This is a genomic window from Acinetobacter sp. LMB-5, from assembly GCF_001541635.1.
Classification (GTDB): domain Bacteria; phylum Pseudomonadota; class Gammaproteobacteria; order Pseudomonadales; family Moraxellaceae; genus Acinetobacter; species Acinetobacter pittii.
The window spans coordinates 1-15,932 of the sequence record NZ_LRDR01000002.1 but is presented as its reverse complement, the minus strand read 5'-3'; the positions used below and the strand labels follow the sequence as shown (position 1 = coordinate 15,932).

16 protein-coding genes and 1 pseudogene are annotated in these 15,932 nt (G+C 38.5%); 9 read left to right on the top strand and 8 right to left on the bottom strand.

What is annotated here, in order from left to right; all coding sequences use genetic code 11:
- The first annotated feature begins 2 nt into the window (after window positions 1-2).
- On the top strand, window positions 3-605 hold the full coding sequence (wrbA, locus tag AW165_RS02930) for an NAD(P)H:quinone oxidoreductase (protein WP_212823819.1): 603 nt from the start codon (window positions 3-5) through the stop codon (window positions 603-605).
- A 51-nt stretch (window positions 606-656) separates the two neighbouring features.
- Here the strand turns inward: wrbA and AW165_RS02925 are convergent, their stop codons facing one another.
- From AW165_RS02925 to AW165_RS02915, 3 genes are all read right to left on the bottom strand, one after another.
- Entirely contained in the window at window positions 657-1,232 is a 576-nt protein-coding gene (locus tag AW165_RS02925; protein WP_002119547.1) for a xanthine phosphoribosyltransferase, read from the bottom strand.
- 72 nt (window positions 1,233-1,304) lie between these two features.
- Window positions 1,305-2,018: a DUF3108 domain-containing protein gene (locus tag AW165_RS02920; RefSeq protein ID WP_060464928.1), complete on the bottom strand. Its 714-nt coding sequence runs from the start codon at window positions 2,016-2,018 to the stop codon at window positions 1,305-1,307.
- Between the two features lie 158 nt (window positions 2,019-2,176).
- Window positions 2,177-2,848, bottom strand: coding sequence for a hypothetical protein (locus tag AW165_RS02915; protein WP_060464927.1), 672 nt, complete (start codon window positions 2,846-2,848; stop codon window positions 2,177-2,179).
- Between the two features lie 232 nt (window positions 2,849-3,080).
- On the opposite strand from AW165_RS02915, the gene AW165_RS02910 reads away from it, so the two are divergent.
- Window positions 3,081-3,965 (top strand): energy transducer TonB, encoded by an 885-nt coding sequence (locus AW165_RS02910; protein WP_005804631.1) that lies wholly within the window; start codon window positions 3,081-3,083, stop codon window positions 3,963-3,965.
- A 51-nt stretch (window positions 3,966-4,016) separates the two neighbouring features.
- On the opposite strand, the gene ybeY is transcribed toward AW165_RS02910, so the two are convergent.
- From ybeY to miaB, 3 genes are read right to left on the bottom strand one after another with little or no spacing between them, the layout of a single operon-like run.
- Complete coding sequence (gene ybeY, locus AW165_RS02905) at window positions 4,017-4,493, bottom strand: rRNA maturation RNase YbeY (protein ID WP_005804632.1); 477 nt, start codon at window positions 4,491-4,493, stop codon at window positions 4,017-4,019.
- A 9-nt stretch (window positions 4,494-4,502) separates the two neighbouring features.
- A complete protein-coding gene (locus AW165_RS02900; RefSeq protein WP_002119513.1) occupies window positions 4,503-5,591 on the bottom strand; it encodes a PhoH family protein in 1,089 nt (362 codons plus the stop codon).
- Between the two features lie 37 nt (window positions 5,592-5,628).
- Window positions 5,629-7,080 carry a tRNA (N6-isopentenyl adenosine(37)-C2)-methylthiotransferase MiaB gene (miaB, locus tag AW165_RS02895; protein WP_002119558.1) on the bottom strand — a complete coding sequence of 484 codons (1,452 nt, stop codon included), beginning with the start codon at window positions 7,078-7,080 and terminating at the stop codon, window positions 5,629-5,631.
- Window positions 7,081-7,367: 287 nt separating this feature from the next.
- Here miaB and AW165_RS02890 point away from each other — a divergent pair, with 287 nt between their 5' ends.
- From AW165_RS02890 to AW165_RS02875, 4 genes are all read left to right on the top strand, one after another.
- Window positions 7,368-9,311 carry a lytic transglycosylase domain-containing protein gene (locus AW165_RS02890; RefSeq protein WP_005067327.1) on the top strand — a complete coding sequence of 648 codons (1,944 nt, stop codon included), beginning with the start codon at window positions 7,368-7,370 and terminating at the stop codon, window positions 9,309-9,311.
- Window positions 9,312-9,368: 57 nt separating this feature from the next.
- Complete coding sequence (locus tag AW165_RS02885; protein WP_060464926.1) at window positions 9,369-10,031, top strand: ribonuclease T2 family protein; 663 nt, start codon at window positions 9,369-9,371, stop codon at window positions 10,029-10,031.
- A gap of 211 nt (window positions 10,032-10,242) precedes the next feature.
- On the top strand, window positions 10,243-11,229 hold the full coding sequence (locus AW165_RS02880) for a malate dehydrogenase (protein WP_002119517.1): 987 nt from the start codon (window positions 10,243-10,245) through the stop codon (window positions 11,227-11,229).
- A 172-nt stretch (window positions 11,230-11,401) separates the two neighbouring features.
- A complete protein-coding gene (locus AW165_RS02875) occupies window positions 11,402-11,647 on the top strand; it encodes a DUF2789 family protein (RefSeq protein WP_002119522.1) in 246 nt (81 codons plus the stop codon).
- 62 nt (window positions 11,648-11,709) lie between these two features.
- On the opposite strand, the gene AW165_RS02870 is transcribed toward AW165_RS02875, so the two are convergent.
- Complete coding sequence (locus AW165_RS02870; protein ID WP_002119538.1) at window positions 11,710-12,237, bottom strand: hypothetical protein; 528 nt, start codon at window positions 12,235-12,237, stop codon at window positions 11,710-11,712.
- Window positions 12,238-12,304: 67 nt separating this feature from the next.
- Window positions 12,305-12,910, bottom strand: a complete 606-nt coding sequence (locus tag AW165_RS02865) for a 2OG-Fe(II) oxygenase (protein WP_060464925.1) — start codon at window positions 12,908-12,910, stop codon at window positions 12,305-12,307.
- Between the two features lie 117 nt (window positions 12,911-13,027).
- On the opposite strand from AW165_RS02865, the gene AW165_RS02860 reads away from it, so the two are divergent.
- From AW165_RS02860 to AW165_RS02850, 3 genes and pseudogenes are all read left to right on the top strand, one after another.
- Complete coding sequence (locus AW165_RS02860) at window positions 13,028-13,885, top strand: 23S rRNA (adenine(2030)-N(6))-methyltransferase RlmJ (RefSeq protein ID WP_002119552.1); 858 nt, start codon at window positions 13,028-13,030, stop codon at window positions 13,883-13,885.
- Between the two features lie 41 nt (window positions 13,886-13,926).
- On the top strand, window positions 13,927-14,760 hold the full coding sequence (pssA, locus tag AW165_RS02855) for a CDP-diacylglycerol--serine O-phosphatidyltransferase (RefSeq protein ID WP_002119541.1): 834 nt from the start codon (window positions 13,927-13,929) through the stop codon (window positions 14,758-14,760).
- Between the two features lie 17 nt (window positions 14,761-14,777).
- Window positions 14,778-15,864, top strand: a pseudogene (locus AW165_RS02850) (DUF6670 family protein).
- Window positions 15,865-15,932: the final 68 nt, after the last annotated feature.

Here is a 15,932-nt window from a genome sequence, read left to right as displayed (position 1 = left end):
TTATGAAACCGATGCAACCTTACATTCTTGTACTCTATTACAGCAAATATGGTTCTACTAAAGAAATGGCTCATTTAATTGCCAACGGTGTTGAGTCTGCGGGTATGTCAGTGAAAATTCGGACAGTACCAAATATTGCTCCAGCTGTCACAATAGCCGAACCAAGCATTCCGGAAGAAGGGGATATCTACTGTACGTTAGATGATCTAGCGAATTGTGCAGGTTTAGCGTTAGGTTCCCCAACTCGCTTTGGCAATATGGCAAGTGAAATGAAATATTTTTGGGATCAAACGACGAGTCTTTGGCTCAACGGGGCATTACATAATAAACCTGCTTGTGTTTTTACTTCTTCTGGTTCAATGCATGGTGGGCAAGAAAGTACTTTACTCACTATGTTACCGCCGTTATTTCATCATGGGATGATGATTATGGGATTACCAAATGCAATTCCAGCATTATCTAACACTAAAACAGGTGGAACACCTTATGGCGCAAGCCATGTAAGTGGACCGCGTCATGACCAAAACTTAAGTCAGGATGAAAAGATTTTGTGTGAAGCTCAAGGCAAACGTTTAGGAGAGGTTGCCAAAAAGCTTTTAGATTAATTTTGAGCAAATAAAAAAGAGCGGATATCCGCTCTTTTTTAGGTGTACATCTTATTCTTTTACAAAAGTAACTTTGCCATCTGTAAGAGAATGAACACGTGCTAATGATTCAACTCTATAGCCTTTTTCTAGCAATAAATCACGACCCGGTTGGAATGATTTTTCAATCACAATACCTACACCAACAACTTCTGCATTTGCTTGGTGAATTAAATCAATCAATCCTAATGCTGCTTGACCATTCGCCAAGAAGTCATCAATAACTAATGCTTTATCAGTTGAATGAAGGTGCTTATTTGAAATCGCAATAGTACTTTCAGTTTGTTTAGTAAAAGAAAATACTTTTGAACGATATAAATCATCTTTTAACGTCAATGATTGATATTTGCGAGCAAAAATTACAGGTACACCAAGTTCTAAACCTGCCATGATTGCAGGTGCAATACCTGATGCTTCAATGGTAATAATCTTGGTAATCCCTGCATCTTTAAAGCGAGCGGCAAATTCTTTACCAATCTGCTGCATTAATACAGGATCAATTTGGTGGTTTAAGAAAGCGTCGACTTTCAAGACTTGATCAGATAGAACGATACCTTCTGTTAAGATTTTCTGTTCTAGTGCGTGCACGGGAGAATCCTCTAGACGGATGCTTTTTAAAGCAAATGCGTATTTTAAAAAGCATCCAAAAAAATGCAAGCTTTAATTCGTCTTACCTGTATAACTTGTTAATAACAACCCATAAGAAGTTTTACCATCAATATGGCTTACTTTAACAGGTAAATAGTCTAATTTTGGTGCTAGCCAAAAGATTGTGCTGCGTTCAGGCTTTTTGTGTTGTAAAACGACTTTAATGGTATCAAATGTTCCATAAGAGGTTTTAATTTTCTCATTACCTTGTTTTACAAATCGACGATTTTCAACTTCTTTTGCATCTGCAAGTGGATAAGAGGACTTCAGTGAACCATTTTTTAAGTCTTCACGCAGTTGTAACTCTGCGTTTAACTCATCAAGAACGCCTGCCTGCCAAGCAAATGAACGAGCTTTATCATCTTTCTTGGTAGAGATAGTTTTGCTATTTGGATTAAAGTTAATACTCATGGTGTTGTTATGAATCAAAATTTTGCTGGTACGGCTAAAACTTTGAGACCCAATTTTACCATTGGTGAAACTAAATTTACTTGTTTCACTTGCGGACGCAATTCCGCCTGCTTTTGCAGTGAATTTATAAGTCCAGTTATTACCTTGCTGGCTTAAGGCACGTGTAGCCGACCCCATGCCTTTATTATTGTAAGTAAACTGATAATTCGCCTGAAATGGACTCATGGCAAGTGCATGGCTTGAGAAGCCTGCAAAAAGCAAAGTTGTTGAAATACCTGTTGCGATGCCAAATGATTTCAGAAATTTTGTTGCCATAAGTAAATATCCTTGTACAGACTAAAAAGTCAGTGCTGATGCATCTGTAACTTAAACATATTATGCCTGTTGATCATGGAGAAAAAATCAGGATTTATGCTAAATGTGTAATCTATTTGTGTTTTTTGGCAGTTAATTAATCTTCATTTATAAACCGTTTATTCATCTTTTTGCTGAATTGGCGTTATTTCAGAATCCGCGAATTCTTCTTCAAAATCGTCGTCCTGATCACGAGAAAGTAAGGCTGCTAAATTCACATTTCCAAATACAACTAACTCAGCTTCACGAACTCGTGCGTAATTTATATGTACTTTGCCTAATGTTTCGATGATGCTAGCTTTTTTGCCAAACCAACGGTTGAGATCAATAAATATAAGTTCATCGCGTTCTTCTGCTACATTAAAACGTTCAAGAATCATCCCCAAAGGGTCTTTTTTCAAAATTTTATGGTAATAAAAAATTGCGGCTTTTACGGCGATCTTTTGCAAAAAGTTTTTATATTTCGCTTCAATAATTTGTGTATTGCTAATTTGTTCAAAAACTAAAAGTTGCTGTTCTTTATTAAATTCCATCTGGATCAATTTTAAATCAACCGATAGTGTGGTTTCTAAACCTTTTACATGCATAGTTGCATATAATCTTAACCAGTCATGATAAAGATCTGCATGCAGGTCATCTAAAAACTCAACATTATTGGTGACATAACGTTGCAAAGTAGCATTCAGAAAGGTTTGCGATAATGTAAAATCTCTTTCTTCCTCAATGAATGCTTCTGCTTTTTTATAGACTTTTTGAAGGCGTCTGACTAATGAGGAAAATAGCGTTTGCATAAAAGAACTTCCAGAAGATAATTTACTAAAGAGCCCACACAATCTTTATTATGATAAAAAACGGGTTTTGATATTGCAGTGTAGCAAATTTACTTGATACATTTTGACAAAATGAAAATGGATAAAACCCTATATTTGAAGTGAATCACACTTTTATCCATATTTGAATATTAGTTTGTATTTTATTCGGTATTAAACCGTGGGGAAAAGGCATTTATATGCTTTTAAGATTATGTTGAACAAAAGAAGTTTATCCATAGAGCCTTTTCATCATTGGTGGCAAGACCGAGTCTTTATTGCTGCAACAATATTGGCAATCTTACTGCATATTTTTGTGTTGCTCATTCACTTTGCCATGCCTAGCCCATCAGAGCAATCTACTAAAGAAATTGCAATTTCAATTCGGCCAAGCAATGAGCCAGTTCATCAGGCAGATTTTTTGGCACAAGCAGATCAGCAAGGCTCGGGCGCATTTCGTGAAGCTCATCGGACTTCTAGTGATACTCCAAATCCGATGCTCAATGATGCTTCAACTGGAGATACTGAGTTAGAAAGTTTGCAAAAGATTCATCAACAAAGAGAGCTTAAATTTGAAGAAAAAGTTTTAATGACGGTTTTGAGTTGGCAGAAACAAGCGGATGCAAGCCAAAGAAAAAAAGAACTAGAACAACTACAAAGTCAATTTCAAGCAAAAGCTGCCATGGTTGCAAGCCTTGAAGCACAATATTTGCAACGCCAACAAGATTTCAGCCGTCAGCAAAAAATTAAAACAGTAGATGGTATTCAAGCAAAGAAAGATGCTTCAGCTATTTATTTAGATAAATTTCGTGAAAAAGTAGAGCTTTACGGTAATCGCTATTACCCTGAAGAAGCCAAACAGCAACAGCTAAGAGGTGAAGTGCGTTTAATGGTTATTTTGAATGCTCAAGGGGGAATTCGTGCAATCCGTCTGCTTGAAAGTTCAGGGCATTCAATACTAGACGAAGCAGCGAAGTCTTCAGTACGCCGCGGCGCACCATTTGGGCATTTTGATGCCAATATGAAAGATATTTCGGAGTTGCGTATTGTACGTACTTGGCGTTTTGACCCAGCTGAAGCTGAATTTGAGGTTCACTAATTAAAAAATGTGGATAACTTTTAGGATATCCACATTTTACTAATGATCACATTATTCCTGATAAGGGTTAGCAATATTGATTTTTGCTAAAATTTCAATTTCTAAGCCTTCCATCTCTTCTGCATCTTCATCACTAGTTTCATGGTCATAGCCAAGCAAATGTAAAACACCATGTACTAATAGATGTGCAAAATGATTTTGGGCAGTTTTTTTCTGTTCTAATGCTTCTTGTAATACCACTGGAATACAAATAACTAAATCACCTAGTGGTAAGGCATCTAGCATTGGTAGAACTTCTTCTGGAATATCACTTGGGAAAGATAAAACATTAGTTGGTTTATCTTTTTCTCGGTATTGCAAATTGAGTTGCTGGCTTTCATCCAGATCAACGCAAGCAACTCCAATTTCACAATCTTCTTTATAACCAACGTGGTGTAAAGTTGTCTCAATAATTTTTTTGAGTTGAGCTCGTTTGAGCTCTAACTCAGGTGATTGAAAGTCTTGTTGTAAACTTAAACTGATTTTCAAAATGAATCCTTAAGCATCCTGATGTTGCAAGTCTGCTGCTGTATCGTTTTCAGCAACTAATGCTTCTTGACGTGCTTTACGTTCAGCACGTGCTTCAGCATTAAGACGCTGTTGTTCACCATCCCAACCTTCATACGCTTCAACAATTTTTTGGACAAGTTGATGACGTACAACGTCACGGGAATGGAAACGGGTAATATGAATTTCTTTAATGTTCTCGAGTACACGTAGTGCATGTGCCAAACCAGATTGTTGGCCTCGAGGTAAATCTACTTGGGTAATATCACCTGTAATCACTGCACGAGAACCAAAACCTAAACGGGTCAAGAACATTTTCATTTGTTCAGGCGTTGTGTTTTGAGCTTCATCCAAAATTACAAATGAATGGTTAAGTGTGCGACCACGCATATATGCAAGAGGTGCAACTTCAATCACTTGACGCTCGATTAACTTGGCAACTTTTTCAAAGCCGAGCATTTCGTAAAGAGCATCGTAAAGAGGGCGGAGGTATGGGTCGATTTTCTGAGTTAAGTCACCCGGTAGGAAGCCTAGCTTTTCTCCAGCTTCTACAGCAGGACGTACAAGTAAAATCCGTTGGATTTCGTTACGTTCAAGCATATCTACTGCGGCGGCAACTGCCAAATAGGTTTTACCTGTACCCGCAGGGCCAACACCAAAAGAAATATCGCTTTGCAAAATACGCTGTACGTAGCGTTTTTGATTGGCACCACGGGGGTTAATACGGCCTTTTCGAGTTTGGAAATAGACATCCATTGGTGCATCATGTTCATCCATTTCTTCTCCAACTAACTCGAAATTACGTTCAGTTTGAGAAGATTGAATTAACAGATGCAACAGATCGGCACTGATTTGCTGGGATACCTCAGACTCTTCGTAGAGTCGTTGCAATAATGCTTCGGCTCTCCCAACAGCATCTATCTCACCATCGATATGAAAAACATCTCCACGATGAGTAATTTTGACATCTAAACGCTGTTCAATTTGCTTAAGGTGCCCATTATAGGCACCCAAGATGCTCTTTAAACGTTCCATTGAAATTTCAGGAAATGTTACGGTACGTCGAATCGCTGCAGTCAAGAGAAAACCTTTCAGTAGACTTTAGAATACCTCTACATTACGCCACGTCAGGCTCAAGATTCAAGAGCTCACCGTAAACTAAATTTAAAGTTTTAATTTCAGTAATCTCGATCTCTGCAAAACGACCTACCCAAGAAGCATCACCTACAAAAGTGACTAGACGTGTATTATCGGCTGTACCTAGTAAAATATTAGGGTCTTGGTCCGAAACTTTTTCAATAAGAACACGTTCAATTTTGCCAAGCATTGCATCAGTTTTTTCAATGCTAGACTGTTTAATCACTTTTTGAACTTGAGCTAAACGCTCTTTCTTAACGTGCTCAGGCGTAGTATCAGGTAAGTCTGATGCAGGTGTACCTGGACGTTTTGAATAAACAAAGCTATACGAGTGATCAAAATCTAAGTCTTTGATAAATTGAAGTGTTTCTGCGAAGTTTTCATCAGTTTCACCAGGGAAACCAATAATAAAGTCACTCGATAAGTGCATATCAGGACGTATTTTTCTTAATTTGGCAATCTTATCGATATAAACATCAATCGTATGATTTCGTTTCATTGCCTGTAAGACATCATTAGAGCCACTTTGAACAGGCAAGTGTAAATGTGACACCATTTGAGGTAAATCTTCATAGCACTGAATTAGCTCGTCAGAGAACTCAAGTGGGTGCGATGTTGTATAACGCAAACGTCCAATACCCGGAATTTCTGCAACGAGTCGTAACAATTCAGGGAAGGTACAGATGCCACCTTCGAATGTTTCACCGCGGTAACCATTTACATTCTGACCCAGAAGTGAAATTTCACGCACACCTTTTTCCGCAAGACCTGCAATTTCTGCAAGTACATCATCTAATGGACGAGAAACTTCTTCACCGCGTGTGTAGGGAACTACACAGAAAGAACAGTATTTAGAGCAGCCTTCCATAATAGAAACGAATGCTTTAAAGCCTTCTACACGTGGTTCGGGTAAAAAGTCGAATTTTTCAATATCTGGGAAAGAAATATCAACTAGTTTGATTTTATCTTTTTTAGGTTTTTCTACTTGAGCATTATGTTGATCAAGCATTTGCGGTAAACGGTGTAATGTTTGTGGACCAAAAATCATGTCTACATAAGGCGCACGTTTTTGAATGTTGTCACCTTCTTGAGACGCAACACACCCACCCACACCAATCACAAGATCAGGGTTTTTGTCTTTTAGTTTGCGCCAGCGACCTAATTCACTAAATACTTTTTCCTGCGCTTTTTCACGAATAGAACACGTATTCATGAGCAGAATGTCTGCTTCATTAGGGTTGGTCGTTAAAACGTAGCCGTGAGAATCCCCTAAAAGGTCTGCCATACGGTGACTGTCATACTCATTCATCTGACACCCTTGAGTTTCAATATAAAGTTTTTTTATTGAAACATCAGTGGTGTGCGTTGGCTGGGTAACAGTGTTTTCTGAGGCAGCTTTGGCACCATTGGGAATGAAGGTTTGAACCGTCATGCAGGCTCCTAACAGATCGATCTAAAAAAGAATAAATTGGCCCAAAATGGGTCAAACCATCTATTATAGCAGTATTTGAGCTGAACCGATAACAGTAAACTTTCAGAACATGACAAGGTTTTTGTGAAGTAAATTAGGTGAATTTTAATGATGTTGAATCATAGAGTTACATAACACAACAAAAGAAAGCACGAAGAATAATTAAACTATGCGTTGAAGGTGAATAGTCAGGGTTTAGCACATATATGAGACCAAGTAGAAAGAGCTCATCAATACATAGTCGTGTAATGAAAAATAAATATATGCATCGTAGCTGGTTAGGAGCTATGTGTTTACTTGGTTGTTCATTTACCTATGCTGCTGAAGAGCAGTTTAATGATGCACTAAATGCTGCAAATAGTGGTAATACCGCGTTATTAGACCAATATCAGCTTGCTATGCAAAATGATGTGTTGGGATACTATCCAGAATATTGGAAACTTAATACAAACCTTGGCTTTCAACCTACTGCCTCTATCGTAAGCTTTGCTCAACGCTATCCACAATCAGCAATGGCTGAAAAATTAGCAGCCGATTATGTTGAAGAAAAAGTTAAACAAGCTGACTTTGCATCTGCACAACCAGTCTTATCTTATGTCACCAATCCTGACCAAGCCGAAAATTGTGCTTTGGCACAGGTGCGGGCGAGAAGTGGTGATGCATTAGTTTTTGCTGAATATAAAGATGTTTGGTTAGCAACTGAGTCACAACCAGAATCCTGCTTAGGTTTAGGACGCATGATGTTATCTAGCCCTTTAATGAGCGCACAAGATAAACAACAGCGTCTATGGGTACAATTGCGTGCAGGTTTGTCGGGACAGGCGCTCGCGACAGCACAAACTTTGGGCTTGAATCTTTCTTTGGCCCAGCTTAACCAAATTCAGGCCAACCCACTCAATTATTTATGGAGTGCGCCTAAAACAAATGATGCAGATTATGCTTATTTGATTTTTGCGTTAGGGCGTTTAGCTAATAATGACTTAAGTAATGCTTTTTCAAATGTGCAGCGTGTTGCCCAAGGTACGCCACAAAATGTACAAAAATATTTATATCGTACGGTAGCCTATATTGGTGGCACCACGGTAATGAAAAATAATTTTAATCGTGAAGTTCTTCAATATTTTGATGCAAGTTATGGTTATCCATTAAGTCCGGAAGAAGCCGAAATTTATGCGCGTCAGGCGATTCGTTTTGGGGCGTGGGAAAGTTTAATTCGCGCTATTGATAGTATGACGGTAACCCAAAAGCAAGAAGATCGCTGGCAATATTGGCTTGCTCGTGCGTCAGAGCAGCGTGGTGATAGTGCTTCTAAAGCAACAGCACAACAAATTTATAGAAAACTAGCTCAGGCTGGTGATGACTATCATAACCTTTTAGCAAAAGATCGCTTAGGTGAACGTTATAACCATCAACCTTATGATGATCAGCCAACGGCAAGTGATTTAAGACGTTTAGATCAGAATATTCACTTTAATCGTGCTTTTACTTTAAGACGTATTAATGCAAATCCAACTTACACGAATCGAGAGTGGAATTGGGCAGTTCGTCAAGCATATCTTCAGCACGATGATGGTTTACTTTTAGCTGCGGCAAAGCGTGCTCATGACATGGGCTGGTATGACCGTGCAATTTATGCAGCAGATCGTACAACAAATAAGCATAATGATACTTATCGCTATGTGACTCCTCATAAGACTAATGTCGTAAGTCATAGTTACAATGCAGGAATTGATCCTGCATGGGCTTATGGTTTAATGCGTCAAGAAAGTCGGTTTGTTACTTCTGCGCGTTCTCACGTTGGGGCGGGCGGTCTTATGCAAATTATGCCTGATACGGCGAAGTTGATTGCACGTCAAATGGGTGAAACTTATAATCCGGCTGCATTAAATGAAATGAATACCAATATTCGATATGGAACATTTTATTTGTCGATGATTCAGGGACAATTAAGCAATAACCCTGTTTTGGCGACAGCAGGTTATAATGCGGGGCCTAATCGGGCTAGACGTTGGCAGCCGGACTATCAATCAATTTCGGCTGACCAATATACTGAGACAATTCCATTGTTAGAAACCAGAGACTACGTCAAGCACGTTATGACGAATGCAACACATTACGGCGTAATATTGGGGCAAGGCGCCCAGTCGTTATCGCAGCGTATGAAAGTCATTCCAATGCGTACGTCGCCTTAACTTTAAGGTAGTTGATGATGGATCTTCTTTTAATTGGCATATTCAAGTTTTAATTAAATGAAATATAGATATTTGGAACTTCGTTCAATTTTGCAACTTGCATGGTGGCTCATCTGTGCGGGAGTAGGGTTGGTGAGTTCCGTTTTACATGCCGAACCTGTTAATTTACAGGGGTATGTTATGCATGTGCAAATGACACCTGCCGCATGTGCATTAGATCCCTCTAAACAAAAACAACGTAAATGTCTTGAAGGATATTCACTGACAATTACAGGCCTCATGCCGGAAACAAACCAAAGTAACTGCTCAACAGACAGTTCTGCAACCTTGTCTCCATTGCAAGCCAAAGTCGTGGCTCGGGTTATGCCTGATAATAATGCTCGTGTACAGCTATGGAAAAGTGTAGGCGGATGCGTTCCTATGAATGCAAGCCAATATTTCCGTACGGTTATTAATTTTGCTGAACGTTTAAAAATTCCGGCTAGTCTCACAAGTTCAACAAATGTTGAAATGCAGCAATCCGCGTTAAGACAGCAGTTTGTACGTCTTAATCCGAGCTTACCTCAAAATGGTATCCGTTTTAGTTGTCAATTATCACGTTCGGATGTGGTCTTAACGGAAGTGAAAGTTTGTTACACGGTAAAGGGCCAATATAAACAGTGTGCAAATCATGTGGTATCGAATTGCCCTGGTGAAATCATGATTAAAGGTAGTTATTAAAGTTTACGAACATTTCGTAAGGAAATGCTGACCATACATTGAATCTATTTGTAAAGATTAATTTGTATTTTCTATCAGACTTTTGGTGAAAACGAGTCGCTTTTACATGCATCTGCCAAATCTTTAGAGTACAATCTTTGCCGTTTATGATGATTTGGTTAGATGGAATTCCTATTTAGCCCGATTAAGGACACTCATTGGAGACAATTACATGAAGCAACCCGTTCGTGTTGCCGTGACTGGCGCTGCAGGTCAAATTGGTTACAGCTTATTATTCCGTATCGCAAGCGGTGAAATGTTAGGTAAAGATCAACCTGTTATTTTACAATTGCTTGAAGTTCCAGTTGAAAAAGCACAACAAGCGCTTAAAGGCGTAATGATGGAACTTGATGACTGTGCTTTCCCTTTATTGGCTGGCATGATCGGGACTGATGATCCGAAAGTTGCATTTAAAGATGCTGACTACGCATTATTGGTAGGTTCTCGTCCACGTGGTCCTGGTATGGAACGTGCTGACTTGTTAAAAGTTAACGGTGAAATTTTCATCGGCCAAGGTCAAGCATTAAACGAAGTTGCTAGCCGTAACGTTAAAGTATTAGTTGTAGGTAACCCTGCAAACACTAACGCTTACATCGCAATGAAATCTGCTCCAGATCTTCCAGCGAAAAACTTCACAGCTATGTTGCGTCTTGACCACAACCGTGCGTTGACTCAAGTTGCTCAAAAAGCTGGTGTTGCAGTTGCTGACATCGAAAACTTAACAGTTTGGGGCAACCACTCTCCAACAATGTATGCTGATTACCGTTTTGCAACTGCAAATGGCGAAAGCTTAAAAGACAAAATCAACGATCCAGCTTGGAACAAAGACGTATTCCTTCCAACTGTTGGTAAACGTGGTGCTGCGATCATCGAAGCGCGTGGTTTGTCTTCTGCTGCTTCTGCTGCTAACGCTGCAATTGACCATATGCGTGACTGGGCGCTTGGTACAAACGGCAAATGGGTAACTATGGGTATTCCATCTGATGGTTCTTATGGTATTCCTGAAGGCGTTATGTTCGGTTTCCCTGTTACAACTGAAAACGGTGAATACAAAATCGTTCAAGGTTTAGAAATCGATGAATTCAGCCGTGAGCGTATCAACTTCACTCTAAACGAGCTTGAAGAAGAACGTGCAGCAATTGCTGACATGGTAAAATAATTCATCAGTTTGATGAGTTAAAAAAGCACTCTTTTAGAGTGCTTTTTTATTGAATCCTGAAAAAGCAAACACAAAAAGCAACAAGAAAATATAGACACTATCATGCAAGTAAAAACGTTTTATTGTTAGATTAGTTAATAGATGATTTAAAAGAAGTTATAGGAGAATAACAATGTTTGAACAGCAACCGACTTTAGAGCTTTTATTTGATCAGTTGGGTTTAGATTCTGATGAAGCTAGTATTGAAAACTTTATCAAAACACATCAATTGCCAGCCGAGCAAAAATTACATGAAGCATCTTTTTGGTCAAAAGGTCAAAGCGATTTTTTGAAGAGTCATTGGGAAAAAGATGATGAGTGGATTGTGGTTATTGATGAGCTTAATGAACAACTGCATGAAGACAGTGTGAAAAAATAAGTTCAAAAAATAAAGCCTGTTTTACAAGTAATATGTAAAACAGGCTTTATTACATGAAGAGTTTAATGTGTCTTTACTTTTAATTTATCTTTATACCATGGCTCATGACGTACAAGGTCAAATACGGGTTGGCCATGAAGCAATTCAAGATCACATGTAGACGTTGATAAATATTTAGTTAACCAATGTCGGGTTAATGCTGACTCTTGTCGTGCTGCTGACGCATATGCCAAGAAGAAATAGATATCAGCATGTTCATGATGTGCTAATGGCTTCAAAATTTGTTGAGTAATCAGCGCAAAACGTTTTTCTTTGTTTAGTTCAAAATAAAGCATATACGCTTTGGCTAAGTGTAAAGACAAATTAAGGTATAAGCTCAATGGCATTTCTTCATATTCCATACGAGCTTGTTCAAGCAAGACAATAGCTTCTTGTAAGAAATGAAGTTGTTCTTGGCGAACACGACTTAATACTACAAGTTGCATGCGTAACTCAGCACGCTCTAAAGCAAGCTCAGGCGTATTTTCAGTCAAATAAAGTTGGTCTGTTTCACCAATTCGGTTCACAATTGTTTTACTTTCAATAGACATACGCCATCACCTTTTTTAATCAATAGCTCTTATATCGGGTTCATTTACCAAATTTAAAGAGTAACCTTTAGACCCAAATGGAATTTCCACTACGAAGCCAGGCTGTAATAGAGAGTCTTTGTTGTTTTGAAATTAATACTTCATGTAATAAATCACTTTGAAATATTACCAGTCGATTGGGTTCAGGATTAACAATATGCCATTTCTCATTTTTATCTTGCAGTCGTAATTGTCCACCCCAATCTTCTTGCCATTCTGGATGTAGATAATAGACAGTTGAGATAATACGATCATTTTTTTGTTGAGGGTTGTCTCGGTGTAAAGCATAAAATTCACCCAAATTATAACGAGCAAAATGAGCTTCAACCTCCTTAATCCCTAAATAGAATGCTTGATTTAGACTTTGTGAAAATAAAGTTAAGGTTTCAATATGTTGCTGAGCAATATGGAGCTGATCATTAATCCAGAGAATATGGTCGCTACGAATATTGCTTACAACGCCGTTTTGAATGCCTGCTTCTCTAAATTCATCCATATGATGGCTACATTCTTGAGAAACCTGTGCGCGATATTGATCTGGATATGCTTGATTTATAATGGCAAAGCCATGCGCATTTAAATCATCTAAAATTTGATCCAAATTCCATGAATCAGGAAGTGAGTGAGAACGCATATAACCTCGAGTAGATCGTAAAAATATCAAGCAGCTCTATTTTAGATGATCACAACCTTACGAAAGAATATTTTTTTCATGTTAAACTATTTGTTGAATTGAGGAATTAAAGTCAACATGAATTACCGTCACCATTTCCATGCGGGCAACTTTGCAGATGTTATGAAGCATGTGCTTTTGCTACAGCTGCTCAACCGTTTAAATGCTAAAGATAAACCTTATCGTTATATCGATACGCATGGAGGGGCAGGCAAATATGATTTATCTCTGGCACCTGCACAAAAGTCTGGAGAGTTTCTCACAGGCATTCATCGTCTAGTTCAACTATCTGAAATGGAAAAGCGTCAGGCACCTGAAGCAATCCAGCAATATTTGAAGTTAGTAGAACAATTGCGTTCTGAAGAAGGTAAGGGGAGTTATCCAGGTTCTCCTTGGTTTGCTTTGCAAGGCATGCGTGAAATCGACAAGGCGACTATATTTGAAATGCAGCGCGATGTATTTCAGCAATTACGCCATAACATTCGTGATAAACGTGCAGGTTTACATGAGCGTGATGCATATGAAGGCTTGCTCGGTGTAATTCCGCCAAAAGAAAAGCGCGGTCTGGTTATGATCGACCCTCCTTACGAATTAGAACGTAAAGACTTTCCGCAATTAGTTGAACTTTTACAACAAGCTTATAAAAAATGGCCAACGGGTGTTTTTGCAGTTTGGTATCCAATCAAAGATCGAGCGATGATTGAACGTTTTGAAAAGAAAATGTTTAAAACGGGTATTCGCCGTCAGTTAGTTTGTGAAATTTGTGTATGGCCAGATGACACACCTGTAGGTCTAAATGGTTGTGGTTTATTAGTAATTAACCCACCTTGGCAGTTCTCTGAACAAGCAGACCAAGCACTACAGTGGTTATTCCCGCATCTTCGCATGCAAGAAACTGGTGGTCATGCTGCTGTTCGCTGGTTGGTAGGTGAGTAACAGTTAACTTAAATCAATGCACATGTTTGGAATAGAAAATAATGACAAATGCGCCTAAACCAGAGCAAGATTTAACTCATAATGAACATTCATTTGATGGGATTACATTTGAAGTGGTTGAAGAAGAAGATAATCCGGAAGGACAAAAAGTGAAGCGCCGAGGTATTTATCTTTGGCCTAACTTAATTACAACCGCTGCTCTGTTGTCCGGTTTCTATTCCATTATTGCAAGTATGAATGGGGATTTTAACCAAGCGATCTATGCCATTTTTATTGCAGCGCTATTGGATGGCTTAGATGGTCGAGTTGCTCGAGCGATTGGCGCACAAAGTGCTTTTGGCGAACAATATGATTCTCTCTCAGACTTGTTAGCTTTTGGTGTGGCTCCAGCAATGCTGATGTATAGCTGGAGTTTGCATGATTTAGGTCGTATTGGTTTAGCTTGTTGTTTTGTTTATACAGCCTGCGCAGCCTTCCGACTAGCGCGTTTTAATGTGCAAATAGGCGTTGTTGATAAGCGTTATTTTATCGGCATTGCAAGTCCACTCGCTGCTATTATCATTATTTCACTCGTCTGGGTTGCTCGCGATTATCCTTTCATTTTTGATTTACGTGATATTGCGATTCAAACTATTAATGCTGTTCTTATGGTAATTGTGGGATTACTCATGATTTCCAATATTAAATATTATTCTTTCAAGCAGATGGATCGTAAACGCGTTCCTTTTGTAGTTATGTTGCCAGTAGTACTGATTTTTGCGGCAATCACTTATAATATTCCAATGGGCATTTTGACAGTTTCAATTATTTATGCTCTATCTGGTTTTGTTACGACTTTATTTGCACGCAAGAGTAATGAAACACTAAAAACATAAAATAGAAGAGGTTCAGTATGCCTAAGTTGATAAGTGAAATTAATCAATTACAGCAGCTGGGCCCTAATGCTAAAGAGGGGGTTGTGTATCAACCTTCTCGTGGCTTTTTTAAAATTGTTTATCAAGGCTTGATCCTTCCAAATTTACCAACCCCACTTCGTTATTTTAATTATATTAGTTTAGTGGGACAGCCACGTATTCCTCTGTGTTATAACGCCCATAGCATTACAACTTCAGCTATCGACACTGCAACAGTGCTTGTAAGTAATAGCCAACATAGTGTGGGACATTTAAAAACATATTCTATTCGACGCCAATGCCAGTTTGATTCGACGCTATATCAATTTGATAAAACCGATCTGATTCAATGGCAAATTCCCGTGATTCGCCTTCAGAGATTAGACCCAGAAATGGGGTGTGATCTTACGATTCAGATTCCAGAAAATATATCTAATGCCTCTGCTTTGCAGTGGGGTGTTTCTGACTATTGGTCAACACTATGTGTATGTGAAGGTGAAATTTTTTATAAAGGACAGAAATATGAAATTGAAGGGTTGGGACGATTTAAACACGCGCGAGCTTTGCACTTGCCGTTCTTATCTTTATGTTTCTATACATGCCAAATTATTAACTTAAATGAAACGACGCAGCTTGCATTCTTACAAATAAGAAATCAGTGGAATATTATCCTATGTTCAAGATTAGATATTCAAGAATTTGGGAAGCCTGTTGAAAGTTTTACAGAAGACGTAAATTTACATATCCACCGAGTTTATCCAAAGGTTAAAACACCGAATGGTAAAGAGATGTACTTGCCAAGGGAGTTTTCTTGGCAATGTGAGAAAAATGGGAAAATAATTTTTGAGCTTTATGCACAAAGCCGTGGTGACTATAAGTTTGGTTTGGCGGCTGGATATGTGGGAAGCTTTCAATATCAATTAAGCTGGAATGAACAGTGTCTGCAAGGAGAGGGGGGATACTGTGAATATATTGATTGTCGTCCACTTAGATGGCAAGAAAAGAATCAAGACGAGAAAATTTTAGATAAATTGATGCTTTTACAACCATGTTTATATAAAAAATGACTATTTTTATCATTTTTGATTAAAAAGCGAACTGTTGTTGCACTAATATTAAAAAAGGTATTGCAAAGGGATCTTAATCATCTATAA